At 37.2% G+C, this 22,890-nt stretch carries 29 protein-coding genes; 20 read left to right on the top strand and 9 right to left on the bottom strand.

Annotated features, from left to right (window positions below):
• Positions 1-325, bottom strand: a 325-nt coding sequence (locus C7Y47_RS25270) for a hypothetical protein (RefSeq protein WP_221887680.1), incomplete at its 3' end; no start/stop codon positions are given.
• 141 nt (positions 326-466) lie between these two features.
• Here C7Y47_RS25270 and C7Y47_RS21220 point away from each other — a divergent pair.
• Positions 467-994, top strand: a complete 528-nt coding sequence (locus tag C7Y47_RS21220; RefSeq protein WP_142510566.1) for a D-glycero-alpha-D-manno-heptose-1,7-bisphosphate 7-phosphatase — start codon at positions 467-469, stop codon at positions 992-994.
• Positions 995-1,058: 64 nt separating this feature from the next.
• On the top strand, positions 1,059-1,253 hold the full coding sequence (locus C7Y47_RS21215) for a hypothetical protein (RefSeq protein WP_142510565.1): 195 nt from the start codon (positions 1,059-1,061) through the stop codon (positions 1,251-1,253).
• 177 nt (positions 1,254-1,430) lie between these two features.
• Here the strand turns inward: C7Y47_RS21215 and C7Y47_RS21210 are convergent, their stop codons facing one another.
• Positions 1,431-1,697, bottom strand: coding sequence for a DUF3055 domain-containing protein (locus C7Y47_RS21210; protein WP_142510564.1), 267 nt, complete (start codon positions 1,695-1,697; stop codon positions 1,431-1,433).
• Positions 1,698-1,785: 88 nt separating this feature from the next.
• Between C7Y47_RS21210 and C7Y47_RS21205 the strand changes: the two genes are divergently transcribed.
• Together C7Y47_RS21205 and C7Y47_RS21200 are read left to right on the top strand one after the other, a co-directional pair.
• A complete protein-coding gene (locus tag C7Y47_RS21205; RefSeq protein WP_142510563.1) occupies positions 1,786-2,238 on the top strand; it encodes a DUF86 domain-containing protein in 453 nt (150 codons plus the stop codon).
• Positions 2,235-2,996 carry a TIGR01457 family HAD-type hydrolase gene (locus tag C7Y47_RS21200; protein ID WP_142510562.1) on the top strand — a complete coding sequence of 254 codons (762 nt, stop codon included), beginning with the start codon at positions 2,235-2,237 and terminating at the stop codon, positions 2,994-2,996. Before C7Y47_RS21205 ends, C7Y47_RS21200 begins: the two co-directional genes overlap by 4 nt.
• 126 nt (positions 2,997-3,122) lie before the next feature.
• On the opposite strand, the gene C7Y47_RS21195 is transcribed toward C7Y47_RS21200, so the two are convergent.
• Positions 3,123-3,359, bottom strand: a complete 237-nt coding sequence (locus tag C7Y47_RS21195; RefSeq protein ID WP_142510561.1) for a YuzB family protein — start codon at positions 3,357-3,359, stop codon at positions 3,123-3,125.
• 357 nt (positions 3,360-3,716) lie between these two features.
• Between C7Y47_RS21195 and C7Y47_RS21190 the strand changes: the two genes are divergently transcribed.
• Complete coding sequence (locus tag C7Y47_RS21190; protein ID WP_142510560.1) at positions 3,717-4,781, top strand: NAD(P)/FAD-dependent oxidoreductase; 1,065 nt, start codon at positions 3,717-3,719, stop codon at positions 4,779-4,781.
• 70 nt (positions 4,782-4,851) lie between these two features.
• Here the strand turns inward: C7Y47_RS21190 and C7Y47_RS21185 are convergent, their stop codons facing one another.
• Positions 4,852-5,187 carry a YuzD family protein gene (locus C7Y47_RS21185; RefSeq protein WP_142510559.1) on the bottom strand — a complete coding sequence of 112 codons (336 nt, stop codon included), beginning with the start codon at positions 5,185-5,187 and terminating at the stop codon, positions 4,852-4,854.
• Positions 5,188-5,270: 83 nt separating this feature from the next.
• On the opposite strand from C7Y47_RS21185, the gene C7Y47_RS21180 reads away from it, so the two are divergent.
• Positions 5,271-5,507 carry a NifU family protein gene (locus tag C7Y47_RS21180; RefSeq protein WP_010857481.1) on the top strand — a complete coding sequence of 79 codons (237 nt, stop codon included), beginning with the start codon at positions 5,271-5,273 and terminating at the stop codon, positions 5,505-5,507.
• A 50-nt stretch (positions 5,508-5,557) separates the two neighbouring features.
• On the opposite strand, the gene C7Y47_RS21175 is transcribed toward C7Y47_RS21180, so the two are convergent.
• Positions 5,558-6,250: a DUF2225 domain-containing protein gene (locus C7Y47_RS21175; RefSeq protein WP_142510558.1), complete on the bottom strand. Its 693-nt coding sequence runs from the start codon at positions 6,248-6,250 to the stop codon at positions 5,558-5,560.
• 185 nt (positions 6,251-6,435) lie between these two features.
• Between C7Y47_RS21175 and C7Y47_RS21170 the strand changes: the two genes are divergently transcribed.
• Complete coding sequence (locus tag C7Y47_RS21170) at positions 6,436-6,807, top strand: HesB/IscA family protein (protein WP_142510557.1); 372 nt, start codon at positions 6,436-6,438, stop codon at positions 6,805-6,807.
• A 525-nt stretch (positions 6,808-7,332) separates the two neighbouring features.
• On the opposite strand, the gene C7Y47_RS21165 is transcribed toward C7Y47_RS21170, so the two are convergent.
• Together C7Y47_RS21165 and C7Y47_RS21160 are read right to left on the bottom strand one after the other, a co-directional pair.
• Entirely contained in the window at positions 7,333-7,710 is a 378-nt protein-coding gene (locus C7Y47_RS21165; RefSeq protein ID WP_142510556.1) for a hypothetical protein, read from the bottom strand.
• 854 nt (positions 7,711-8,564) lie between these two features.
• Positions 8,565-9,056, bottom strand: a complete 492-nt coding sequence (locus C7Y47_RS21160) for a CarD family transcriptional regulator (protein WP_142510555.1) — start codon at positions 9,054-9,056, stop codon at positions 8,565-8,567.
• Between the two features lie 144 nt (positions 9,057-9,200).
• Here C7Y47_RS21160 and C7Y47_RS21155 point away from each other — a divergent pair, with 144 nt between their 5' ends.
• A complete protein-coding gene (locus C7Y47_RS21155; RefSeq protein ID WP_142510554.1) occupies positions 9,201-9,644 on the top strand; it encodes a MarR family winged helix-turn-helix transcriptional regulator in 444 nt (147 codons plus the stop codon).
• A 161-nt stretch (positions 9,645-9,805) separates the two neighbouring features.
• Here the strand turns inward: C7Y47_RS21155 and C7Y47_RS21150 are convergent, their stop codons facing one another.
• Positions 9,806-10,357 (bottom strand): hypothetical protein, encoded by a 552-nt coding sequence (locus tag C7Y47_RS21150; protein WP_142510553.1) that lies wholly within the window; start codon positions 10,355-10,357, stop codon positions 9,806-9,808.
• 177 nt (positions 10,358-10,534) lie between these two features.
• On the opposite strand from C7Y47_RS21150, the gene C7Y47_RS21145 reads away from it, so the two are divergent.
• From C7Y47_RS21145 to C7Y47_RS21125, 5 genes are all read left to right on the top strand, one after another.
• Positions 10,535-11,032 (top strand): NUDIX hydrolase, encoded by a 498-nt coding sequence (locus C7Y47_RS21145; RefSeq protein ID WP_142510552.1) that lies wholly within the window; start codon positions 10,535-10,537, stop codon positions 11,030-11,032.
• A gap of 110 nt (positions 11,033-11,142) precedes the next feature.
• A complete protein-coding gene (locus tag C7Y47_RS21140; RefSeq protein ID WP_255505288.1) occupies positions 11,143-11,397 on the top strand; it encodes a LytS/YhcK type 5TM receptor domain-containing protein in 255 nt (84 codons plus the stop codon).
• Positions 11,348-11,494 carry a LytTR family transcriptional regulator DNA-binding domain-containing protein gene (locus C7Y47_RS26170; protein WP_366151282.1) on the top strand — a complete coding sequence of 49 codons (147 nt, stop codon included), beginning with the start codon at positions 11,348-11,350 and terminating at the stop codon, positions 11,492-11,494. Before C7Y47_RS21140 ends, C7Y47_RS26170 begins: the two co-directional genes overlap by 50 nt.
• Positions 11,495-11,613: 119 nt before the next feature.
• The gene (locus C7Y47_RS21130; protein ID WP_142510551.1) at positions 11,614-13,407 is read left to right on the top strand and encodes a carbon starvation CstA family protein; all 1,794 of its coding nucleotides are present in this window, start codon (positions 11,614-11,616) and stop codon (positions 13,405-13,407) included.
• Between the two features lie 318 nt (positions 13,408-13,725).
• A complete protein-coding gene (locus tag C7Y47_RS21125) occupies positions 13,726-14,055 on the top strand; it encodes a YuiB family protein (RefSeq protein WP_132361742.1) in 330 nt (109 codons plus the stop codon).
• Positions 14,056-14,517: 462 nt separating this feature from the next.
• Here the strand turns inward: C7Y47_RS21125 and C7Y47_RS21120 are convergent, their stop codons facing one another.
• On the bottom strand, positions 14,518-15,000 hold the full coding sequence (locus C7Y47_RS21120; protein WP_132361740.1) for a divergent PAP2 family protein: 483 nt from the start codon (positions 14,998-15,000) through the stop codon (positions 14,518-14,520).
• Between the two features lie 115 nt (positions 15,001-15,115).
• On the opposite strand from C7Y47_RS21120, the gene C7Y47_RS21115 reads away from it, so the two are divergent.
• The 7 genes from C7Y47_RS21115 (at position 15,116) to cysI (ending at position 22,853) form a co-directional block, all read left to right on the top strand.
• Positions 15,116-16,624 (top strand): leucyl aminopeptidase, encoded by a 1,509-nt coding sequence (locus C7Y47_RS21115; RefSeq protein WP_142510550.1) that lies wholly within the window; start codon positions 15,116-15,118, stop codon positions 16,622-16,624.
• Positions 16,625-16,692: 68 nt separating this feature from the next.
• Positions 16,693-16,893, top strand: coding sequence for a hypothetical protein (locus C7Y47_RS25090; RefSeq protein WP_185903558.1), 201 nt, complete (start codon positions 16,693-16,695; stop codon positions 16,891-16,893).
• Between the two features lie 557 nt (positions 16,894-17,450).
• Positions 17,451-18,227, top strand: coding sequence for a uroporphyrinogen-III C-methyltransferase (gene cobA / locus C7Y47_RS21105; RefSeq protein WP_142510549.1), 777 nt, complete (start codon positions 17,451-17,453; stop codon positions 18,225-18,227).
• Positions 18,228-18,239: 12 nt separating this feature from the next.
• Positions 18,240-18,980 carry a sirohydrochlorin chelatase gene (locus C7Y47_RS21100; RefSeq protein ID WP_142510548.1) on the top strand — a complete coding sequence of 247 codons (741 nt, stop codon included), beginning with the start codon at positions 18,240-18,242 and terminating at the stop codon, positions 18,978-18,980.
• Positions 18,980-19,129, top strand: a complete 150-nt coding sequence (locus C7Y47_RS21095; protein WP_079561519.1) for a YezD family protein — start codon at positions 18,980-18,982, stop codon at positions 19,127-19,129. Before C7Y47_RS21100 ends, C7Y47_RS21095 begins: the two co-directional genes overlap by 1 nt.
• A 131-nt stretch (positions 19,130-19,260) precedes the next feature.
• Complete coding sequence (locus C7Y47_RS21090) at positions 19,261-21,045, top strand: assimilatory sulfite reductase (NADPH) flavoprotein subunit (RefSeq protein WP_142510547.1); 1,785 nt, start codon at positions 19,261-19,263, stop codon at positions 21,043-21,045.
• A gap of 86 nt (positions 21,046-21,131) precedes the next feature.
• Complete coding sequence (gene cysI, locus C7Y47_RS21085; protein WP_142510546.1) at positions 21,132-22,853, top strand: assimilatory sulfite reductase (NADPH) hemoprotein subunit; 1,722 nt, start codon at positions 21,132-21,134, stop codon at positions 22,851-22,853.
• The last annotated feature ends 37 nt before the right edge of the window (positions 22,854-22,890 follow it).

The raw sequence follows: 22,890 nt of genomic DNA, 5'->3' as shown, positions 1-22,890 counted from the left end.
TTTGTTGCTGCCGCTTCGCTTTCGCACAGAAAAAACATTTGTTGCTGCCGCTTCGCTTTCGCACAGAAAAAACATTTGTAGCTGCCGCTTCGCTTTCGCACAGAAAAAACATTTGTAGCTGCCGCTCCGCTTTCGCACAGAGCAAAGCTTCCTGGGGTGTCCGATGAGCCGCTTTTGGTGTTGCTGTCGCTACGTTAACACTCTGCTTTCGCACAGAAAACATCCGTTGCGCTGCAGGGTCTCGGGCCAACACGATGTTGGTCACGAAGGCGTTATCACAGGATGTGATGCTTTTAGCCTTCGTTCCTCTATCGCTGATCCCCAAGGAGTCGCCCAGCCTCCACTCCAATCAACTTATATTCAGGATATACGTTTTAACAAATACCATCTCCAACTTTTGGTGGTGAATCAAAAAGGACGGATTTTAAAATTAATTCCAGTTTTATTAAAGGTGTGTGTTGTTTAGATGAAAAAAGCTGTATTTTTGGATCGTGATGGGGTCATCAATGAAGTTTTAACGGATCGCGTTAAATTTGTCAATAAACCTAAGGATCTCTATTTCCTGCCGCATGTTTCGAAAGCTATAAAAAAATTGAATAAATACTTCGACTATATATTTGTAGTAACCAATCAAGGTGGCGTTGGATTGGGGTTTATGAAAGAAACGCAGCTACAAAAAATACACGAGCATATGGTAAAAGAATTGAAGAAGGAAGGGGCCATGATTCACGAAGTTGTCTATTGCCCCCATAAACCAAAGTCGGGCTGTGCCTGCCGTAAACCCAGTAGTAAATTAATCGTAGATCTTGGTGAAAAATATAATATTGACTTAGCAAAATCCTACATGGTGGGAGATACGGATACAGATATTATAGCAGGCAAACGAGCAGGAACTAAGGGAGTATTTTTAGGTGCGAAAGATCCACTGGCAGATGCGATTTTTCCAGATTTACTTAGTGCTGCTGATTGGATTATTAAGGATGCAACAGCATAACGCTAGTATTGTTGAAGTGGAAAGACAAAGCGTATAAATCATGTAAATAAGGATAATTTATTTATTGGAGGTGATTAATTTGACTAAAGAAAATAAAAAATCGTTAGATCGAGAAGAATATGGTTTTGGCTTTGATATTAGTGTTGATGACTTAGGCGTAATTGGGCAAAATCAACAAGCCAAAAAACAAAATGACAATGAGAACAAAGACAAGCCTCGCAATAAGGATAATCCTGCTAAATTAAATAATGAAAAGTAGGAGCACGATCCGATGAGGCATAATTGATACTTAAGATATTTACAAAAAAATTCCGCCAACCTTCTGTTGCACAGTGCGTAAATTAGTACCCTAATTTCGCAGAAAAGCGGAATTTTTTTGTATTAAATTCTTAATTGCTATATTGCAGGCACAAAAAAACACCCACTTTGGAGGGTGTTAATTTAATAATTCACGTAAGTATTCCCGTAGCTCGACTGTATCTTCCTCTGTGCGATTGTATACGTGTTCAAGATAGCCAGGCTCTTCTACATCATCTGGACCAATTATAGCAAAGCGTCCAAATTGAATATCCATGACAAGCACTTTTCCAAAGAAACGACCCGATTGCAAAATGGCTAAATCATAACGTAACCTATTCCCTGCAAAACTAACAAAGCGTGTTTTTGTATCTTCTACATCATCATATAAAAAAAAACGTTCCATCTTTTAATCTCCTTCCAGTCCTATAGATATGGTACTATAGAAGAGAAATGACTATCAACTTTTAAAGATTTGAATGGGGGCTTTCCTTGTGTATTTTGTAGATCGTAATAAAATCACAAAAAACTTACAGTACTTAGATAGACTATTAGCAATTTTAGAGTCAGAAGATAGCTGGCTAGAAAATGATATGAAGAAATTAGCAATCGAGCGAATTGGTCACAATGTGATGGAGTCAATGATGGATGTAGGAAATTTAATGATTGACGGTTTCATTATGCGTGATCCAGGAAGCTATGAGGATATTATTGATATTTTAATCGATGAAAAAGTCGTATCTACTGACATGGAAGCACCGTTAAAAGCGGTAGTTGGCTTACGTAAAATGCTTGTTCGTGAATTCACAAATGTAGATGTTCAGGAAGTTGTTAATGTGTTAACAACGACTTTACCAGCATTAAAGCAATTCTCACCAGCTGTGAATAGTTATTTAACAAATGAACTCGGCCCTGTTTCAGCATTTTTACCAGAGGATCATCAATGAAAACTTACAAGGCATATTGTTTTGATTTAGATGGTACAGTGTACCGTGGAAAGGACGGCATTCCTTCTGCGATTACTTTTATTCATCGGTTACAACAAATAGGAATCGAGCCATTTTACGTAACAAACAATTCTTCTAAGACAAGAGAGCAACTGCAGGAAGCTTTAAGCGCTATAGGTGTGAATGCACCGTTAGAACATATTTACTCTAGTGCATTAGTTACTGCAAAATATGTAGCCTTGAATTTCCCTGGCAAAAAAGTAGCCATGCTAGGTTCTGATGGTATTCGTAAAGCGTTATTTAATGAAGGCATTGAACCAACTGAGAATGAGCCAGAGGTATTTGTTATGGGAATTGATCGAAATCTAGATTATATGGCACTTGCGAAGGCTACAATTGCTGTGCAAAATGGTGCGACGTTTATAGCAACGAATCAAGATATTAAATTCCCGACAGAACATGGATTTTTGCCAGGTAATGGGTCGTTTGCCCGATTAGTAGGTGAGGTTGCAGACGTTGAGCCAATCTATATCGGTAAACCATCACCTGCAATGCTTGAAGTCATTGCAACAGAGCATGACTTTAAGAAAGATGAAATGGTGATGATTGGCGATAATTACGACACAGATATTATGTGTGGAATTCGTTATGGCTGTGACACAATCCATGTAAATACGGGTGTTACACCAACAAAGGTTGTACTTGAGAAGGAGCAGCAACCTACCTATGTAGTAGAAGCTTTAATTGCCGAGGCATAATTGAATGAATAGTTCAAACATAAAAAAAGGATGCTTATGTCGATTTTTTTGGCATAACATCCTTTTTATATGTTCAAATTTAGAGTAAGTGTTTCATCATTATATGAATGAGGTATTACGCCTTCATTACCATAACGGATTTTCTTCGATAAATTGATAAATGGCATTCGTCAACGCTTCAGGAGAATCAGCCTCAACTAGTTCACCATTGACGATTGCATAAAATGATTCTGAACATTTTGTACAGTAACTAAGGCAGCCATATTCCAAAACGTCGATGTTCGGATCACGCTCTAATATTTCATAAGTTTTTTGGGAGCCGTTTGCTAAATTACTTATACAAAATTCAACCATTGGATTCATACATGTCACCTCACCAAAGTAATGCTACTCGCTTTTAAAACATTCGTCAATGATTTGAGTTGATCATGATATAAAAGCAGATACTAAGTGATAAAGTTGTGCGCACGCCAAATGATGTAAATTCCCTTTACAAAAGTGAAGAGAAGAAAACGATATTCAAGGAAAATTCGAACAATAGCGACAATTTATCGGATCTCAAATGATACAAAAATCGTTCGAAAAAAGCAAGTTAGCATGTATTTTGTGAAATCTTTCACAAAATTGCATTCTGATATTGTGAAACTTCTCACAATCAGTTATACTCATTTGTGGATACTTTGTGAACAATTAATACAAGAGATATAAAAGGAGACTATTATGGGAAAATTAGTACTTTTAGGTGGCGGCTACGGCAATATGCGTCTGATGCTTCGATTATTACCAAATGTTCCATTAGACACAGAAATCGTGCTAGTAGACAGAGCCCCTTTCCATAGTTTAAAAACAGAATTTTACGCATTAGCAGCAGGGACTGCAACAGATAAAGAAATTCGAGTAAGCTTTCCAGAGCATGAACGTTTATCGGCTGTATATGGAGAAGTTGTTGAAATTAATCGTGCGGAAAAAGTAGTCATTCTAGAAGATGGACAACGTATTGAATATGATGATTTAGTAATTGGTCTTGGCTGTGAGGATAAATATCATGGTGTACCAGGTGCAGAGGAGTACACATATAGCATTCAGACAATGGCGAAATCACGTTCAACATTCCAAGCACTTTGTGGTTTACCAGCAGGCTCTACAGTCGGAATTGTAGGAGCTGGCTTAAGTGGTATTGAGCTTGCAAGTGAGTTACGTGAAAGCCGATCAGATTTGAAAATTAAGCTATTCGACCGTGGTCCTCGTATTCTGAAGGACTTCCCAGAAAAGCTAAGCAAATATGTAAAAGACTGGTTCGTAAAACATAATGTCGAAGTCATTGCCAATTCAAATATTACAAAAATTGATCAAGGTAAAATTTACAATCACGAAGAAGAAATTGCACTCGATTCTGTAGTTTGGACTGCTGGTGTACAGCCTGTTAAAATTGTTCGTGATTTAGAAGTTGAGAAAGATAAACAAGGACGTCCGCTTGTCACACAATATTTCAATCTTCTTGATGATGAGCATGTATATGTTGTAGGTGACTGTGCTGCTTCAGAATTACCTCCAACTGCGCAGTTAGCGGAGGAGCAAGCAGAACAAATCGTCAAAGTACTTCGCATGCGTTGGAAAGGCGAAAACTTACCTGAGAAAATGCCTGATATTAAATTAAAAGGATTCATGGGAGCTCTTGGTAAAAAACAAGGCTTCGTTTACTTAGCAGATACAACAGTAACAGGACGTATCGCACGCTTAATGAAATCAGGATTATTATGGTACTACAAACGTCAAAATGACTAATTAGTTCGTTGATCTTTATAAAAAGGAATTGTTTCAAAATTTACTTTTGAAACAATTCCTTTTATTTCTTTTAAACAGTTTCGTCAGGAACGAAACCTAAATTTTCAAGTGCAGTAAATACAGGCTTTAATTGCACATAGCCTTCGCCCACTACTTCATTATTTATAAGGACAAGTGGATAAAAAAATTCATCTTCTTGAATGCGTGTAGCATAATCTTGATCGCGCTCATTCTCAATTGGTCCCTCGATATCGATATAGCGAATATCATATCCTTGATTTGGATATTTTCGATCTATGGCTGCTTGTAGCCACTCATATGTATCCTTTGAAGATGGCGCATTGACACAACTTGCACAGATAACCGCTGTTCCGTAAATTTCAATCATTGGTTTCGTTTGACTCATTTCATTTCCACTCCTCGTGATTCAATATTGGATTTTTTCTGTTGCTAACATTATAATCATTATAAGGAAAGGAGTCGAGACAAATGGCAGAAGCAACAATTAACGATCAAGTTCAAGAGGTATTAGATAAATTACGCCCATTCTTACTACGTGACGGTGGAGACTGTGAATTAGTAGATGTAGAAGACGGCATTGTAAAATTACGTTTATTAGGTGCATGTGGTAGTTGCCCAAGTTCAACAATTACACTTAAAGCTGGTATCGAGCGCGCATTATTAGAAGAAGTACCAGGTATTATTGAAGTAGAGCAAGTATTCTAAAACGACTAAAAAAGTTCTAGCTGATGCATTCAGGCTAGAACTTTTTTTTCTTAAACTTGGCGGGCATGTTCTTTTTCTTCTCGAATAATTGCCCATTGTTCCTTAGCCATATCTACGATCTTCGCTTCTCCGCCAATACTTTGCTTTTCAATGACCTTTGAAAAGAAGCGTGTAGCATTTTCTAAATCACCTACACGTCGTGATAGTTCGGCAATCATATACATAATGCGTATATCTGACATTTGCGTTGAGCTGTAATCCTCAGTTGAATAAGAATCCATATAGTAATCTCGGGCCATTGTCATAAACCGTTGCTCTTGGCCTTCGTTTTTTAGTGAACGATATAGCCATGCAAGACGTAATGTAAGCCCAGCTATAGCAACAAATTTTTCTTTTTTAATCGTACCGCAAAGGAAGGCTAATTTATATGCTTGTATTGCTTGGAATACAGTGCGTTCGCCCTTAAAATCATGGTGTACCCATTTTTCTGTAATTTGCGCGCGAATATCATCTTGCGTGCCAGGAGAAAAATATTTTGAAAAGTCTTCTGTAAATGAAAATCCGCAATGCTCACAAACAAATACATTATAATAAAGGGCATTTACACCGTCTGCATAAATAGGATGAAAATCTGTTTCTGTATGATCTACTTTAATGAATTTAGAGCGTACTTTTAACGTTGGAAATTCTTTTTTGCAATTAAGACATTGAATTTTTTTTTCGTAATAAGGTGAAATCTCCATATTTTATACCTCTTTCATCGACTTATTATAACTATTATACCAATGAAGATTTTATAGAAATGGATAAAAAATACTAAAAATGTGAAAAATATTAGAATTTTTACTAAAAACCCTTTTGAAGCTGAATGTTTGTCATACAATAGTCAAAATTGATATGATAATAAGTAAGAAGGAAGGTGATTGGGATGACAAGTAAGCAAGTAATTGAAGTTACTGAAGCGGCTGTCTTTCATATTAATGAAATGATGGAGCACAATGAAGAGCAAAGTTCGTTTTTACGTGTAGTTGTTAATGGTGGCGGCTGCAGTGGCCTATCATACGGTATGCATTTTGATAAAGAGAAAAAAGAAGATGATTTTGAAGATATACAACATGGTTTAACAATTCTTGTTTCCCGTGAAGATGCGCCGATTTTAATAGGGACAAAAATTGACTATAAGCAATCGCTAATGGGCGGAGGCTTCACCATCGATAACCCAAATGCAATCGCATCTTGCGGCTGTGGCACAAGCTTTAAAGCGGCGAAACGTGAAGGTACGCCTGAGATTTGTGATTAGAAATAAATTGTCTAAATGTGTGTAGATACCAAGCCTTTTTAATTTGTATGTTGGAAAACATAACGAATTGAAAAGGCTTTTTTGTATGTTCTTGAAAAAGAAGAAATCTCCTAACAAAATGAAGTTGGCAATTTCGTCTTACTCCATAATAGTTCCCATAGATATAGACCAAATTATTAGAACGAATGAAAGTGTAAGCCAAAATGTATTCTTCGCTGTCTTTTCATCCTTCTTAATTTTAGTTAAAATGCTGACAAGATTTAAACAAAAAATAATCCCGAGTATAGGCATGAAGTAAACGATAATAAACGAAAAAATAATCAAATTATTACCTCCCACTATATGTAGAATAACATGCAACAGATGATTGACCGTTACCACAGGGAAAAAAAGATAAGAATTAACTTACAAAAATAAATTAGAAGCAATCATGTATGCTGGAGAAGAGAACAAAAGAAATTGGCAGGTATGAATATCGAACCTAGATGCAAATCTTAACTTTTATGGCTATATTAAAATTTGTGATCATTCATAAACAAACTTTGAACAAAGACCCCAATAAGAGCTATCATAGTATTCCGGATATTCAATGAGAAGTTGAGAACGTTCGATCCACAATTTAAGTTCTTTTGATTTGGTTGTATGTTCAATCGTATCTAGTAATTGAGATAGCTTTTGAATATCTCTACCTACCCGAACCATATCTCCAGTGAAAACGTATAAGGTATTAAGGAAATAAGAAATATGTTCACATTGCTCATCTTCAACAAATGTACAAATCATTGGTATATTTTCGATTTTATAGATAGCGAGTTCCCAATCTTGCACAGGTTCCATTTCATCACTATATGCCCATTTTTTTATCTCTTTTTGCGTAGGATTCCAAGGGTCTTTAAACATCATTTTGTACTCCTTTTAAACTAATATTAATTTTCTTCAAAATTATAACATGGAATATTATTCATTGGTATTGAAATAGTAAATGTGCAACAAGTCATCATACAGCTATGTGTGGGCATAAGAAAAGGGCTCGTAAATCAGAGAATCACTCATCAATAAGCCCCGAAATTTTAAAGATCCTAATATTTTTTATTTTTCGATAAGAATGGTAAATCCGATAAAATTAAAATGAGTGATATAACTAATGGTGAAAGTACAATATTGTAAAAAGTTATTTTGGATGGTTCTCTTAAATAGTAAAAAATAAAATTACAACAACTAATTAGAATAGTCATAATAATAAGTTTAAAGAACCGTTTTCTTTTGTCCATCTTATCCAATTTTCTTAAATTTATTATAGATACGGTTACTATATAAATAAGGAATAAAACAAGAAAAATTAACTAACCAAATACAAATTTAGCTAAAAATAAATTATCAATATCCTTATATACAAAAAATAATGTGATGATCATACCTACAAAAACTAGGATATACAAAATGCTTGTAAAAATATTTTTCTTCAAATAATTACTACCTCGAAATCTTTATGTATTACAATTATTTTCTCAAAGATAAACAATTTTGTTAACTGGAAAGTAATGTATGAAAATGGTGGTTAGGAACTTCTATTGGAGGTGAATTACAAACGAGTTGTGAAAGTATAGAGGTCGGTTTTTTGATGTTGAAGAGGCTTTAATATTAATTGAAAATGAAGATTTTAAACATGAACTATTACTTTGCTTAAACTATGAAGCAGAAAATAAGGCCACGATTATTTTTTATCGTGGCCTTATTACTGTACCGATAATTCACAACTAGTGAAGCTGTGTTAAAACATAATCATAAATTTCATCGGATGGTTTATTAAGAGCTATGGAAAATTCCGAAAAGATAGTATCTTGTAAAGATTGCAATAATTTTTCTTCCTGGTTAGGGAATTTTTTTTCATTGGTCTTATATTCGAGCTTTTTTCGTAGCAATGTGTTTAACAGCTTTGCTTGTTTTTGGCGATTGCCAGATTTAATGATTTCTAAATGAAATCTCATTCGATGTGTATTTTGTTCAATCCATTCCACACCGGGTGATGTGAATGAATGTAAAATACTGAGGGCTTCTTCTTCTTTAATAACATCTCTAAGCTGTTTTTTGGAATTGTCAATAGGGGTACGAATGATTAATTGTGGTTCATTTAGTGGTTGTAAAACATAATAAGATTTAGTAATGTCGTTAAAGGTTTGTTCACAAATATCTTCAATAGAACAAAGTCCATGTGATGAGTAAATAACTACATCGCCAATGTTGTACATGTATATCCCCTCCAACAAACTATATTGTCAACTAAGTTGACTAAATTAATTGTAAGCAATTTAAAGATTTTTGTCAACTTGGTTGACGATTGATGTTGTTTTTTGTATATTAATAACGAAAAATAGGAAATGAAGGTGAACTAGTTGAAGGACGAATTGCAGAATCGAGATGTAATTGATTTATTGAGCGAACGTCATGAACTACTTCGAAGACTTGCAGAAGAGAAGTGGAATAAGCATAACGATATATATATTTCAAATTCGGAATGGTATATTTTGGGCATGATTTATAAAAAACAACTTACAATTTCAGATGTAGCTAAAAATGTTAAATTTTCAAGACAAGCAACCCATAAAATAATAAAGAGTTTGGAAGTTAAAGGGTTGGTGACAGTTACGAGTGTCGAACACAGTAAAAAACATAAAGCTATTCGTATGACTGAATTTGGTGAAGATTGTTTTGAAAAAAATCAATTTTGTAAAGCAGAAATAGAAAAACAACTGGTCAATACAATTGGAGAAGATCAGGTCATCCGATTAAAAAATATATTAAAGCTTAATTGGGATATGAAGCAGTTGGAAGCATAATTTTCGTAGTTTAAGTACGGAAAATGTTTGAACAGCTTATAACATAAAAAGGTAGGGTACTATCTTAGCATGTGGGCTACATTGAAAAATTCCAAAAGCCACTTTCGTTCTACTCGAAAGTGGCTTTTATAACTTCCTTCAGCAGGTGTTCAAAATAATCGTTACTTTACCTTCTCGCGCTCTACGAATGTAGCGCCATTGTCATTTACTAAATTGTAAATGGCGCTTTTTTCATCTAAGCCAAATTGTCCGTTTTCTTTAATGGCAAACTTTTCGTTATTTTTCGTTTGGAAAGAATAAGTGCCTGCTGCACCTATTTCATACTCATAAATGACTTCCTTAATATCCTGCCATTCATATGTAGTTTGATGATGAAATTCTTTGAAAACAATTTGTGTTTTTTGTATAGCGGTATAACTTAAAAGAGAAAAATAGCCTAAAACTAGACTGCTCACGATGACTATAAGTGTAATCAAATAGGTGTATTTATTTCGTTTGAAACCAAGCATGATCAACGTTAAAATAATGAACGCAATTGCTAGGAAAAGCATAGTGAAGTTGCTTGTTGGAGTAATCAGCACGATATTATCTCTGTTAAAATAAAATGTTTGGGAAATGGTTAATGGCAACAAGAAAACGATGAAGGGCAATAGTAAGAGTAACACTATTGCTATAATAAAAAGTTTTGCATTAGGTGATATTTCGTTTAACATAAAACGCCTCCCTATAAATAGAGTGAATACTCCCTTTAATAAAAAGTGTAACATATTTACAAAATTGGAACCAGTGTGTATTTATGATTAGGAGTATGAAGCAATCATAATATTCTGATTTAATACTTCTATATATGGAGAATTGGTCGTTATAATAGTGCTATAGGAGTGAAGCTTATGAAAAGAGATAGAGGAAAAGTTTGGTTAGGTGTTGCAGGGGTAACAGTAAATGCGTTAGGTCAATGGTTAGTTGTTAAAAAGGCTTATAGTGGATTAAAGGGAATATGGTCATTGCCAGCTGGTTTTGTCAATGCTGGTGAAACCGTAGATGAAGCGGTTGTTCGCGAATTAAAAGAAGAAACGGGTATCAATTGCTACGTATCAGGTTTAATTGGTTTTCGAACGGGTGTGATTCGCGGTGACATTAGTGATAATATGGCGATATTTTATTGTCGGATGAAGGATGAGCAGCAGCAGATTTGCATTCAAGAAAATGAATTATTAGCAGCGGAATGGATGTATCCAAAGGAGCTCGTTCAGGATGAAATGACATCAGTGATGTTAAAAGAAATGGCGTCCAACCAATTTGAAAAGCACCAATTAGAGGGGATTGAAGGCATTAACCCAGGAGATGTCTTTGGCTATTCCTCTTATAAATTGTTCTTTAAAAAATAATGTGACAAAGGATGGGACCTATGATGGAACTATTCTTGTTTATGTTAGAGCGAGTAGGGCTAATCATGGTGTTTGCCTTTTTAATGTCAAGATGGCGGCTCTTTCCATGAGTGTTATTTCAGGATCAAGGGGTTAAGGAAAATGTTTGGCTTATTATTATTTTTAGTGCCTTAAGTATAGTTAGCAGCTATACAGGGATAAAAATCGAAGGTGGGTCTATCAATCCTTTAAATCAAATGATACATAGCACTATAAATGCAGAGGAAGCTATTGCGAATACGAGGCTAATTGGTGTAACGATTGCTGGTATTTTTGGTGGACCACTTGTTGGTGTTAGCGTGGGGATTATTGGAGCCTTGGAGTAATTCTAAATACAAGTTGATTTTGCATAATAGAGATTCGATACCTGTTAGCAGGCTTTATATGAAGGATGTGCGCAAGATTTTCCAGCTATCAAAATAACTGCATTTCAACAGTAGAAAACACCCTTTCAACTTAAAATTCTGACATTTTAGCGAATTTTACGAATAATCTTTCAATTTATATGCTATGATGTGGAAAACGTAAAAAGGAGTGATAACATGAATGCTATTACAATTGTAATAGGTTCCATTTGTGTACTGATGATTAGCTATCGTTTGTATGGCATATTTTTCACAAAGAAGGTACTTAAGATAAAAGATGATACGCCCACCCCAGCACACGCTATGGAGGATGGTAAAGACTATGTTCCGACGAATAAGTGGGTAACATTTGGTCATCATTTTGCAGCGATTGCAGCAGCTGGACCGTTAGTTGGACCTATTTTAGCTGCACAATTTGGATATTTGCCAGGGCTTCTTTGGTTGTTAATTGGTGCAGTAATCGGTGGTGCAGTACATGATGCGGTAGTGTTATTTGCTTCTATGCGCCATGGAGGAAAGTCGTTATCAGAGGTAATGAAGAAGGAATTAGGACCTGTTGCAGGATTTTGTACAGGCCTTGCCATGCTTTTCATTATTACAATTACAATGGCCGGGCTATCGATGGTTGTCCTTGGTGCGTTGGAGCGAAATCCGTGGGGAACTTTTGCAGTAGGGATTACGATTCCAATAGCGATGCTTGTTGGTATTGCTTATCGTAAAACAGGAAATTTAATTGTTACGTCAACAGTTGGCTTTATTTTGTTAATGATCGGTGTATTTGTTGGACCGATGATTCAAGGGACAGCATTTGGTGATTTTTTAACGTTTGACCGTAATACCTTATCTATTATTCTACCTATCTATGCATTCTTTGCGGCGGCATTACCTGTATGGCTCTTATTAGCCCCGCGTGATTATTTAAGTAGTTTCATGAAAATTGGCGTATTTATTGCGTTAATCATTGGGGTCTTTTTCGTGAACCCAATCATTCAATTTCCGCCAATTACAGAGTTTATTCATGGTGGTGGTCCAGTAATTGCTGGTCCAGTATGGCCATTCGTCTCCATTACAATTGCCTGTGGGGCTATTTCTGGCTTCCATGCGTTTGTAGGCTCTGGGACAACTCCAAAAATGATTGATCGCTGGGAAGATATTCGTATCGTTGGTTTTGGTGCTATGCTCGTAGAATCTTTAGTAGGTGTAATGGCTTTAATCGCAGCAACAGCTCTACATCCTGCAGATTATTTTGCGATAAATTCTGCTCCTGCAGTCTTTGCTACATTAGGAATGGAACCGGTACATTTACATGCATTAGCCGAAAGTATTGGGATGGACTTAGAAGGACGCACAGGTGGAGCTGTAACGCTAGCAGTTGGAATGACTGATATTTTCACGGGGATTCCTTGGTTTGCCGAATTGTCTTCTTATTTCTATCAATTCGTTATCATGTTTGAGGCGGTCTTTATTTTAACGGCTATTGATGCTGGGACACGTGTAGCGCGCTATTTAATTCAAGATTTTGGCGGCAATGTCTACAAGCCACTGAAGCGTACAAATTGGCTTCCAGGTACAATCTTTGCAAGTGCACTTGCATGCTTTATGTGGGGCTATTTATTGTATTCAGGAGATATCAGTTCGATTTGGGTATTATTTGGCGTTTCGAATCAGTTGATGGCAACAATCGGTTTAGTATGTGGTGTAACAATAGTCTTAAAAGTTGCAGATAAACGAATCTACGCCTTAACTTGCTTTATTCCATTGGCCTATTTATATGTCACTGTAAATGTAGCTGGCCTTTGGATGATTAAAAATGTTTATTGGAATACAGCGGCTGCTGGATACAATATGTTAAATGGTGTATTGTCTGTTATTATGTTAATTTTAGGCTTAATAATTGTGATAGCTGCTTTTAAAAAATGGGCAAAGCTTTGGAAGTCATCAAAGTATTTATTATCACAAACCGCTTCATAATGAAAAGAGAGAAACTATTGAAAATTAGTCGTATACTAGTTTTCAATAGTTTCTTTTATTTCTTAATGATGGTTCATCATCAAAAGTAGCGTATGATTTGTTGAAATGTATGTTATTTATAAGTTGATTGGAGTGGAGGCTGACGCCCCAAGAAGCTTTGCTCTGCGCGAAAGCGAAGCGTCAGTCGGAACGGAAATTAACCACACGTTATGGTCATAATCCCTAAATATGACGAACAAGCGAAATCAAGGATATGTTCATTGAAAGCGTTGTAGTAATCATGTAAACTAATGAGAGGAAAACGGAGGTTATACATACATGGATGGTCCAGTTTCATTAGTACAGTTAATTATTTCAATTTTGTTATTTTTCGTCATGTTCTTTGGTATTGGATTTTTATTGAATATGCTACTGCGAATGACTTGGTTAATGGCAATTGTGTATCCAATTGTTGTTATCTTTATTATCGATGATGTAAGCTTTTTAGATTATATTTTCAAGCCAGGTTCCGCATTTCCAGCACTTTTAGATAAGTTGCAAGCACTGCAGTTTGTAGATATTTCTATCTTATCTGGTGGCTTTGCCGGTTCAATTGTTGCGGGGATTGTCATGATTTATTTGCGTAAAAGTGGTTATCGAATGTTTTAACTTCTTTCAGCAGGTTTCTTTTGTACCGAAAGCGTAGCGACAGGTACAGATGTCCAAACATTAGCTGAAATAGAGGAACTCAGTCTAAGAACGCCACATCCTGTCAACGACTGAGTGACCAACATCGTGCTGCTGCTGACGCTGCGTTAGTACTTCGCTTTCGCACAAAAAGACATCTGATGGCCTAAAGCCTCCGGCGGATGTCACGGAATCGGAGAGGAGTTAATAAAGGATGTTAGCCTATAACGATCGCATTCATGCGATAACGGCTAACTGACCTGCATTACGCAGGCCTTAGCACAAAGCCGATTCCAGACGAAATTATGCCGAGGCATAATTGATCTTATTTCAGTATTCTTCTTTCTATGAAGAGAAGAATACTGATTTTTTTATGTTTCCGATAAATCACAAAAGTGTTCCGATATAAAAAAACACAGCCTCAACATGAGGATGTGTCAGTCTTCACAAAATAAACTGGTATGTGATGATGGCGATAAAAATGCCGGTTAATGCCCCGAAAAATACCTCACTCCGTTTGTGGCCTAGCAATGTTTTTAGCTCTTCCATTTTTTCTTGCCCATCCATTTGCGGCCATTTTTTTAAATCATGTAGTAAAGTTTGAAAGTCTTTACGCAGTTGATTTAATACAGCTGCATGCTGACCTGCCTGAAAGCGTACTCCACTCGCATCATACATGACGATAAATGAAAACATAGCGGCTACGGCAAAAATGGGGGAATCTAATCCTGTTTCATAGGCAATAGATGTTGTTAGTCCTGTTACGGAAGCGGAGTGGGAGCTAGGCATTCCTCCGGTGGAAGTAAATAATCCCCAGTTAATCTTTCTTGTCATAAAAAAATGAATAGGGATTTTTACAAACTGTGCAAAGAGAACTGCAAAAAGGGCAACGAGTAAAGGGGTATTTTGAAGTAAACTCATAATCATCACAACCTTCACTTATAATTACTTTTATTATAACATTCATTATTTTCTAAAAGCTAAATATAACGCGTTTTCTGAAACTTAGGTATAATAAAATTAGTGAATGGAGGAATTTAACATGCATATTGTAAAAGAAGCAAAAACATTTGAAACGATTTCTACTGAAGTGTTAGTAGTGGGAGTCACTAAACATCGTGAGCAAATGCAGGATTGGGCAAGCTTTTCATCCTTTTATGGAGAATCCCTTGATATGTGGATTAGTGCAGGGGATGTATCTACTGAGCTAAAAAAAATGACGAAATTGCCATACTTAAAAGACCATGCAGCTCTTAAACGTATTTTATTCGTTGGTTTGGATGAGCGTAAAAATTTAACTGAAGGTGATATTCGTGCAGCATTTGGCTTGCTTGGCAAGGAACTAAGAGCTTTAAGGGTTAAAGAATATTCGATTTGGCTTGAGTCGTTTACGACAGAGTCGATTACTGTAACAGATGTTGCCTTTTTAGCCGGTGAAGGAACAGGTCTTGGATATTATTCAATTCCTCATTACAAAACAACATCAAATGAAGTAGAGAAACGTATTGACGCTGTTCACCTTGTAACTACTGCTAATGATTTAGATGAAGTGGTGGCAAGCTTTGAGGTTGGTGCTATTTATGCAAATGCAGTAAATGAAGCACGTAGTTTAATTAATTTACCACCAAACTTACTGACAGCTGTAGACTTAGCCAATTACGCAGAGTCCCTTGCAGTCGAGTATGATTTCGAAGTGGAAATTTTAGATAAAGCACAAATGGAAGAGTTGGGTATGGGTGGTATTTTATGTGTCAATCAAGGCTCCCATGAAGAACCTCGCTTAATCACATTAAAATATAAAGCGACTGAAGATTTTGATGATCCAATTGGTCTTGTCGGCAAAGGGGTTACGTATGATACAGGTGGCTATTCCTTAAAGCCAAAAGATGCAATGGTAGGTATGAAGGGGGATATGGGCGGCGCGGCAGCCGTGCTAGGTGCCATGAAAATCATCGGTGAATTACGCCCTAATAAAAATGTTGTGGCAGTTATTGGTTCTACCGATAATATGGTATCTGGCACAGCATTTAAGCCAGATGATGTCATTACGACATATAGCGGTAAAACGGTAGAAGTTTTAAATACCGACGCGGAAGGACGTTTAGTATTAGCAGACGCTACAACATATGCTAAACAACAAGGAGCTACTGCCCTGATCGATGTGGCAACGTTAACAGGCGGAGTAATTACAGCACTTGGTATGGATAAAACAGGTGCCCTTTCTAATGACGATGACTTTTTTGCTGCTTTCATGGAAGCTGCACAAGAGACTGATGAATTTGTATGGCGCATGCCTTTAACAGAAAATGATAAAAAACGAATTCGTAAATCAGACGTCGCTGATTTAAATAACTCTCCTGGTCGTGATGGGCACATGATTTTTGGAGGAGGCTTCGTTGGTGAGTTTGTTGGTGATACACCATGGATTCACTTAGATATTGCGGGAACGTCAGATGCGATTGCTGTACATGATCTAGGTCCAAAAGGTGGTACAGGCGTAATGGTACGTACACTAGCAAATTTTGTGCAACGTTTGGGAGAAGAAAAATAGGATAGGCAATAGACATGTGATAAATGCATCCTCCTACATAAGATAGAATAAAAAAAGGGAGGAAGCTTATGACATTCTTCGGAGGTTTTCCAGGAGGCTTTATGCCAGTAGGTGGGCCGTTTTTCCGACCGCCATTTTTCGGGCCGCCATTTTTCGGACCACCATTTTTCGGACCACCATTTTTCGGGCCACCGTTTTTCGGGCCACCGTTTTTCAGACCACCGTTTTTCAGACCGGGTCCACCATTTAGAGGGCCTCGTAGATTTTAACTCAAACAACATAGATCTCAAAAAAAACCAGGTGTCAGCAAGTGACACCTGGTTTTTTTCTTTAACTTCTTTTAGCAAGTGTTAAGTTACAAAAGGCGAAGTGACAGGTACAAAAGTCTCCTACTTCTATGGTGGTGGGTTAAATGCGGTTTTAAGTCACCTTTCAGCAGGTATCAAAAATAACTGCTGAAATATAGGAACTCACTGAGAACGTCACGTCCTGTGGCAACGTCTGAGTGACCAACATCATGTTGTTGCTGACGCTGCGCTTTCGCACAAAAAACATCTGCAGGACTAAGCACAAAGACATTCTGAACGCAATTATGTCGAGGCATACTTGGTTAAGTAAAATTAAATAAAAATCATTTTTTAGGCACTAAATATTGTATTGACAGAATATACTATATTATTTATTATTCTTATTATATTACTAAGAATTAAATACGTAGCTGACTAGAAAACTAGAGGCTCTTATTATTCACAGGCATTGCTTTGCCTATGGATAATTTGAGTCTCTTTTTTCGATCTCAAGCAAGGAAAAGAGGGAGTGAAATCAAATGGGGAAAGTTTTTATAGTGGGTGCAGGTCCTGGCGACGTGGATCTTATCACGGTAAAAGGATTACGGTGTATCGAATGTGCTGATGTCATCCTGTATGACAGACTCATCAATAAGAATTTACTAACCTATGCTAAACGAGAGGCTAAGCTTATCTTTTGTGGTAAGCTGCCTCAACGGCACGCTATGATCCAAGAGCAAATTAATCAATCACTTGTTAGTTATGCACAGCAAGGATTGATTGTAACAAGATTAAAGGGAGGCGACCCATTCGTTTTTGGAAGGGGAGCTGAGGAAGCAGAGGTGCTTGCTCAGCATAATATTCCATTTGAAATTGTGCCTGGCATTACTTCTGGGATAGCAGCGCCTGCTTATGCTGGGATTCCTGTTACACATCGTGACTTAAGCTCAAGTTTTGCAGTGGTCACTGGGCATATGAGAGAGGGCAAGGATGATACTATTCAATGGGAAAGTCTAGCGAAAGGAATCGATACGATTGCTATATATATGGGGGTCGGTAACCTTCCCTATATCCGTCAACAGTTACTCAAGTATGGGCGTGATAAAGAAACACCCATAGCACTTATCCATTGGGGTACATTTTCACAACAAAAAACAGTTACAGGAACTTTAGCTAATATTGAAGAAATTGTACAGCGTGAAAATATCCAAAATCCAAGCATAATTGTAGTAGGTAAAGTTGTTACTTTGAGGGAAACAATTCAATGGTTTGAGCAAAATATTCCGCAGCCACATTTAGCGGAAGCTACTGTGTAAGGATGTGGGTTCATGCAAGCTATTTTATATGTCGCTCATGGAAGTAGAGTAAAGGCAGGCGTGGAGCAAGCAAAAATTTTCCTTAAGAGCGTACAACAGGACATTGAATTACCGATTCAAGAAATTTGTTTTTTAGAGCTTGCGACGCCGACAATTGCAGATGGGATAGCAAGCTGTATTAACAGAGGGGCTACAGCTATAGCGGTCGTGCCTATTTTATTGCTTGCTGCTCAGCATGCAAAGCACGATATTCCAAGTGAGATTGATAAAGCAAAAAAACAGCATCCACAAGTGCGATTTACATACGGTGAACCACTTGGTGTCCATGAATTATTAATTGATACACTACAAACTAGAATTTTAGAAGCAAAGTATCCTACTAACGATGCAAGTGTTTTACTTATAGGTCGTGGGAGTAGTGATCCTGCAGTAAAGAGTGATTTAGAAAAAATTGCAACAAGATTGCGTGATAAATATGCCTATGAAGCAGTAGACACATGTTTTTTATATGGAGTGGGTCCTACATTTGAAGATTGGATACAACAAGAAAAGAATAGGATCCATCCAGTGTTTATAGTGCCGTATTTGTTATTTACCGGGATTTTGCGCCAAAGTATAGCAAGGCAATTACAAGAGTATGAGAATAAGAACGTTATTTTATGTGAAAGTTTAGGCTATGACGACAATGTAAGGGAAGTTTTAGTGGAACGTATTTGTCAATTATTAAAAATTACTAAGGAAGGTGTTTTGTAATGGTAGATAAAAGGACCGAAAATGTAAATCTAGCATTAGATAATGTCCGCCAAATTTTAAATACTGTAAACCACGGATCGATTACATTGATTGTGCAAAATTCCTATGTGGTTCAAATTGAAAAGAAGGAAAAAATACGACTTCGATAATTTTAACTTTTCTCGGTAAATGTATGGTGATAAATCATCAGCAAATGACCTTGAAAATAGTTGTGAAATACAACCAAAATCAAACAAATAATCAAGATTAGAAATTGATACTAAAACGTGAGGTGGCAAGATTGAAACTACAAGTAATTAATAGTCCATTTAATGAGGAGCAGGTAAAGCTGTTAAATGAGCTGCTTCCTAAACTAACAGGAGAACAGAGGATTTGGTTAAACGGCTATTTAAGCGCACCACTAGCAACTATAGATTCTGTTGTCGAAAAAGCAACGCCGATAGTAAAAACAAGCACCAAGACCGTGACGATTTTATATGGTTCACAAACAGGCAATAGCCAGGGGTTAGCTGAAAAATATGCCTTAGCTTTGAAAGATAACGATGTCGACGTAACCATTGCATCGTTAGCAACGTTTAAGCCAAATAATTTAAAAAAGGTAGCGAATCTTTTGCTCATTGTTAGCACGCATGGGGAAGGGGATCCGCCTGATCAAGCGATACAGTTCTACGATTTTTTGCATAGTAAGCGTGCTCCTAAGTTAGAGCATCTTCATTATTCTGTATTGGCCTTAGGAGATAGTTCTTATGAATTTTTCTGTAAAACAGGAAAGGATTTTGATGAGCAGTTTGCCAAATTAGGGGCAACTTTAATCGTCCCTCGCACAGATTGTGATGTAGATTATGATGACTCGGCTGCACAATGGTTCTCTGCTGTTCAGCAGGCGTTGTTGCAACAGACCGATATAGCTGCTACGACTACACAACATCAGACAGTACAAGGAGGCACTACATATTCCCGTAAAAATCCGTTTTATGCAGAAGTACTTGAAAACATTAATTTAAACGGCCGCGGATCAAATAAAGAAACACGTCATATTGAATTATCCATCGAAGGTGCCAGTTTCCATTTCGAACCAGGGGATAGCATCGGTATTCAACCAGATAATGATAAAAAGCTAGTAGATGCTTTAATCACAGCGTTACAGTTTGATCCACAAACGGAAGTAACCGTCTTCGAAGAAACGCTACCATTAAAGGATGCATTACAAAAAAAGTTAGAAATTACGGTACTATCAAAGCCGTTGTTACAAAAAATTGGTGCCTATACGGTCCATCAGGAATTTGCAAAGCTACTTGAAGACTCTAATTCATGGAAGGACTATACCAAGGGAAGAGACTTACTTGACGTTGTGCAAGACTTTGCACCATTTATATGGGATGCGCAGCAATTTGTAGATTTACTACGTAAAATTCCAGCACGTCTATATTCTATTGCTAGTAGTCAGAAGGCAAATAGTGAAGAAGTACATTTAACAATTGGAAAAGTAAGCTATGAGACGAATGGACGACAACGTCTTGGTGTTTGCTCTGGAAGTGTAGCGGAACGTATTCAAATTGGCGATACACTACCGATTTATGTTCATAAAAATCCGAACTTTAGACTACCAGAGCATAAGGACACACCGATTATTATGATTGGTGCTGGCACAGGTGTAGCCCCGTATCGTGCATTTTTGGAGGAGCGTGAGGAATTAGGCATCGAAGGAAAAGCGTGGCTAATTTTGGGTGATCAACATTTTGTCACAGACTTCCTTTATCAAACGGATTGGCAGCGTTGGCTTGCTTCAGGCACGCTTAGTCAAATGCATGTCGCCTTTTCCCGTGATACAGATAGAAAAATATATGTTCAACATAAAATCGAGGAAAATGCTGTCGCCTTTTATGAATGGCTAGAGCAAGGAGCAGTCATTTATGTCTGTGGCGATAAAAAATCGATGGCTGCTGATGTTGATGCAACAATACTTCGCGTTATTGAACAACAGGGACAAAAAACGCCAGAGGAAGCTAAAGCCTTTGTCCAAGAGATAAAACAGCAAAAACGCTATCAACGTGACGTTTATTAACTTCTTTCGGAAGATGTTTTATGTAGCGAAAGTGAAACGACAGCTACAATTATGCCAGGCATAATTGATTAAAGGAGCGATAACAAATGACAGGAAAAATAATTTTACCCCCACAACCAGGGAAGCCTAGTGATGTAGAACGTATTAAAACCGACAGTAATTATCTACGCGGGACATTAGAGCGTACGATGAACAATCCATTAAGCTCAGGTATTCCAGAGGATGATAATCGTCTAATGAAGTTCCATGGTAGTTATTTACAAGATGACCGAGATCTTCGAAATGAACGTCAGCGTCAAAAGCTTGAGCCTGCCTATCAATTTATGGTGCGTGTACGTACACCGGGCGGAGCAGCTACTCCAGCACAATGGCTAGTAATGGATGAAATGGCTAGAAAGTATGGTAACGGCTCCTTAAAATTAACGACACGTCAGGCATTCCAAGTGCACGGCATTTTAAAATGGAACGTTAAAAAATATATGCAGGAAATTAATGAGGTGTTATTAGATTCTCTTGCTGCCTGCGGAGATGTGAACCGTAATGTCATGTGTAATGTAAATCCCAATCAATCCGCATTACATGAGGAAGTCTATAATTGGTCTGTAAAATTAAGTGAGCATTTATTACCTAGAACAAAGGCTTACCATGAGCTATGGCTAGATGGTGAAAAGGTAGTTGACACTCAGGATGAAGAAATTGAACCTATATACGGTGCGCAATATTTGCCACGTAAATTTAAAATTGGTATTGCTGTTCCACCAAGTAATGATGTGGACGTATTCTCACAAGATATAGGGTTAATTGCAATTGTTGAGGAGGGTAAGCTAATAGGCTTTAACGTAGCAGTTGGCGGAGGGATGGGCATGACACATGGCGATCATGAAACATACCCACAGCTTGCACGTATAATTGGCTTTATCACACCTGATAAACTATTGGAAACGGCGGAGAAAATTATTACGATTCAGCGTGATTATGGAAATCGTTCGGTGCGTAAAAATGCACGTTTTAAATATACAATTGACGCTAGAGGACTTGAATGGTTTAACGAAGAACTAACACGTCGTCTAGGCTGGGGTTTTCAGGAGGCGCGTCCATTTACCTTTCATCGTACGGGTGATGAGTTTGGCTGGGTTAAAGGTGCAGATGGCCAATGGCATTATACATTATTTATTCAAAATGGTCGTATTAAGGACTTTGAAAATTATGAACTACTAACAGGATTACGAGAAATTGCGAAGGTGCATACGGGTGATTTCCGCTTAACGCCAAACCAAAATTTAATGATTAGTAATGTAACGCCGCAAAAGAAGAAAAAAATCGCTGCTATTATTGAGCAATACAAGCTTACAAATGGTGCACACTATTCTGCCTTGCGTCGTAATTCGATTGCTTGCGTATCGTTACCAACATGTGGTTTAGCGATGGCAGAAGCAGAGCGTTACTTGCCTTCCCTTATTACAAAAATTGAAACAATCATCGATGAAGCAGGCTTAAATGATACAGAAATTGTTATTCGTATGTCAGGCTGTCCGAATGGTTGTTCTCGTGCAGCAATGGCTGAAATTGGCTTTATCGGTAAAGGTCCAGGGAAATATAATATGTATTTAGGCGCAAGCTTTACTGGTGATCGTCTTAATAAAATATTCCGTGAAAATATAGGTGAGGAGGAAATATTGACGGAGCTTCGTCCAATCCTTCTACACTATGCGAAGGAACGTCTAGAGGGCGAGCATTTCGGTGATTTTGTTATACGTACGGGTTATGTAACAGCTGTTTACGACGGACGAGATTTTCATCATAAATAAAATAAGCCATGTAGCAAAGAAAATTGCTACACGGCTT

It is taken from the genome of Lysinibacillus sphaericus (assembly GCF_006864135.1).
Classification (GTDB): domain Bacteria; phylum Bacillota; class Bacilli; order Bacillales_A; family Planococcaceae; genus Lysinibacillus.
Note: the sequence above shows the minus strand (reverse complement) of the source record. Positions and strands in the feature narration are given on the sequence as shown.

Coding starts and splice junctions, on each gene's coding strand:
- C7Y47_RS21160 (WP_142510555.1), bottom strand. CDS start 9,056: ATGTACAACATTGGCGATGTAGTTATTTACTCATCACATGGACTTTGT.
- C7Y47_RS21170 (WP_142510557.1), top strand. CDS start 6,436: ATGACAAGTAAGCAAGTAATTGAAGTTACTGAAGCGGCTGTCTTTCAT.
- C7Y47_RS21210 (WP_142510564.1), bottom strand. CDS start 1,697: ATGGAACGTTTTTTTTTATATGATGATGTAGAAGATACAAAAACACGC.
- C7Y47_RS21145 (WP_142510552.1), top strand. CDS start 10,535: ATGAAAAGAGATAGAGGAAAAGTTTGGTTAGGTGTTGCAGGGGTAACA.
- C7Y47_RS21100 (WP_142510548.1), top strand. CDS start 18,240: ATGCAAGCTATTTTATATGTCGCTCATGGAAGTAGAGTAAAGGCAGGC.
- C7Y47_RS21195 (WP_142510561.1), bottom strand. CDS start 3,359: ATGAATCCAATGGTTGAATTTTGTATAAGTAATTTAGCAAACGGCTCC.
- C7Y47_RS21130 (WP_142510551.1), top strand. CDS start 11,614: ATGAATGCTATTACAATTGTAATAGGTTCCATTTGTGTACTGATGATT.
- cysI (WP_142510546.1), top strand. CDS start 21,132: ATGACAGGAAAAATAATTTTACCCCCACAACCAGGGAAGCCTAGTGAT.
- C7Y47_RS21180 (WP_010857481.1), top strand. CDS start 5,271: ATGGCAGAAGCAACAATTAACGATCAAGTTCAAGAGGTATTAGATAAA.
- C7Y47_RS21165 (WP_142510556.1), bottom strand. CDS start 7,710: ATGATGTTTAAAGACCCTTGGAATCCTACGCAAAAAGAGATAAAAAAA.
- C7Y47_RS21220 (WP_142510566.1), top strand. CDS start 467: ATGAAAAAAGCTGTATTTTTGGATCGTGATGGGGTCATCAATGAAGTT.
- C7Y47_RS21125 (WP_132361742.1), top strand. CDS start 13,726: ATGGATGGTCCAGTTTCATTAGTACAGTTAATTATTTCAATTTTGTTA.
- C7Y47_RS21200 (WP_142510562.1), top strand. CDS start 2,235: ATGAAAACTTACAAGGCATATTGTTTTGATTTAGATGGTACAGTGTAC.
- C7Y47_RS21150 (WP_142510553.1), bottom strand. CDS start 10,357: ATGTTAAACGAAATATCACCTAATGCAAAACTTTTTATTATAGCAATA.
- C7Y47_RS21095 (WP_079561519.1), top strand. CDS start 18,980: ATGGTAGATAAAAGGACCGAAAATGTAAATCTAGCATTAGATAATGTC.
- C7Y47_RS25090 (WP_185903558.1), top strand. CDS start 16,693: ATGACATTCTTCGGAGGTTTTCCAGGAGGCTTTATGCCAGTAGGTGGG.
- C7Y47_RS21190 (WP_142510560.1), top strand. CDS start 3,717: ATGGGAAAATTAGTACTTTTAGGTGGCGGCTACGGCAATATGCGTCTG.
- C7Y47_RS21115 (WP_142510550.1), top strand. CDS start 15,116: ATGCATATTGTAAAAGAAGCAAAAACATTTGAAACGATTTCTACTGAA.
- C7Y47_RS21185 (WP_142510559.1), bottom strand. CDS start 5,187: ATGAGTCAAACGAAACCAATGATTGAAATTTACGGAACAGCGGTTATC.
- C7Y47_RS21175 (WP_142510558.1), bottom strand. CDS start 6,250: ATGGAGATTTCACCTTATTACGAAAAAAAAATTCAATGTCTTAATTGC.
- C7Y47_RS21120 (WP_132361740.1), bottom strand. CDS start 15,000: ATGATTATGAGTTTACTTCAAAATACCCCTTTACTCGTTGCCCTTTTT.
- cobA (WP_142510549.1), top strand. CDS start 17,451: ATGGGGAAAGTTTTTATAGTGGGTGCAGGTCCTGGCGACGTGGATCTT.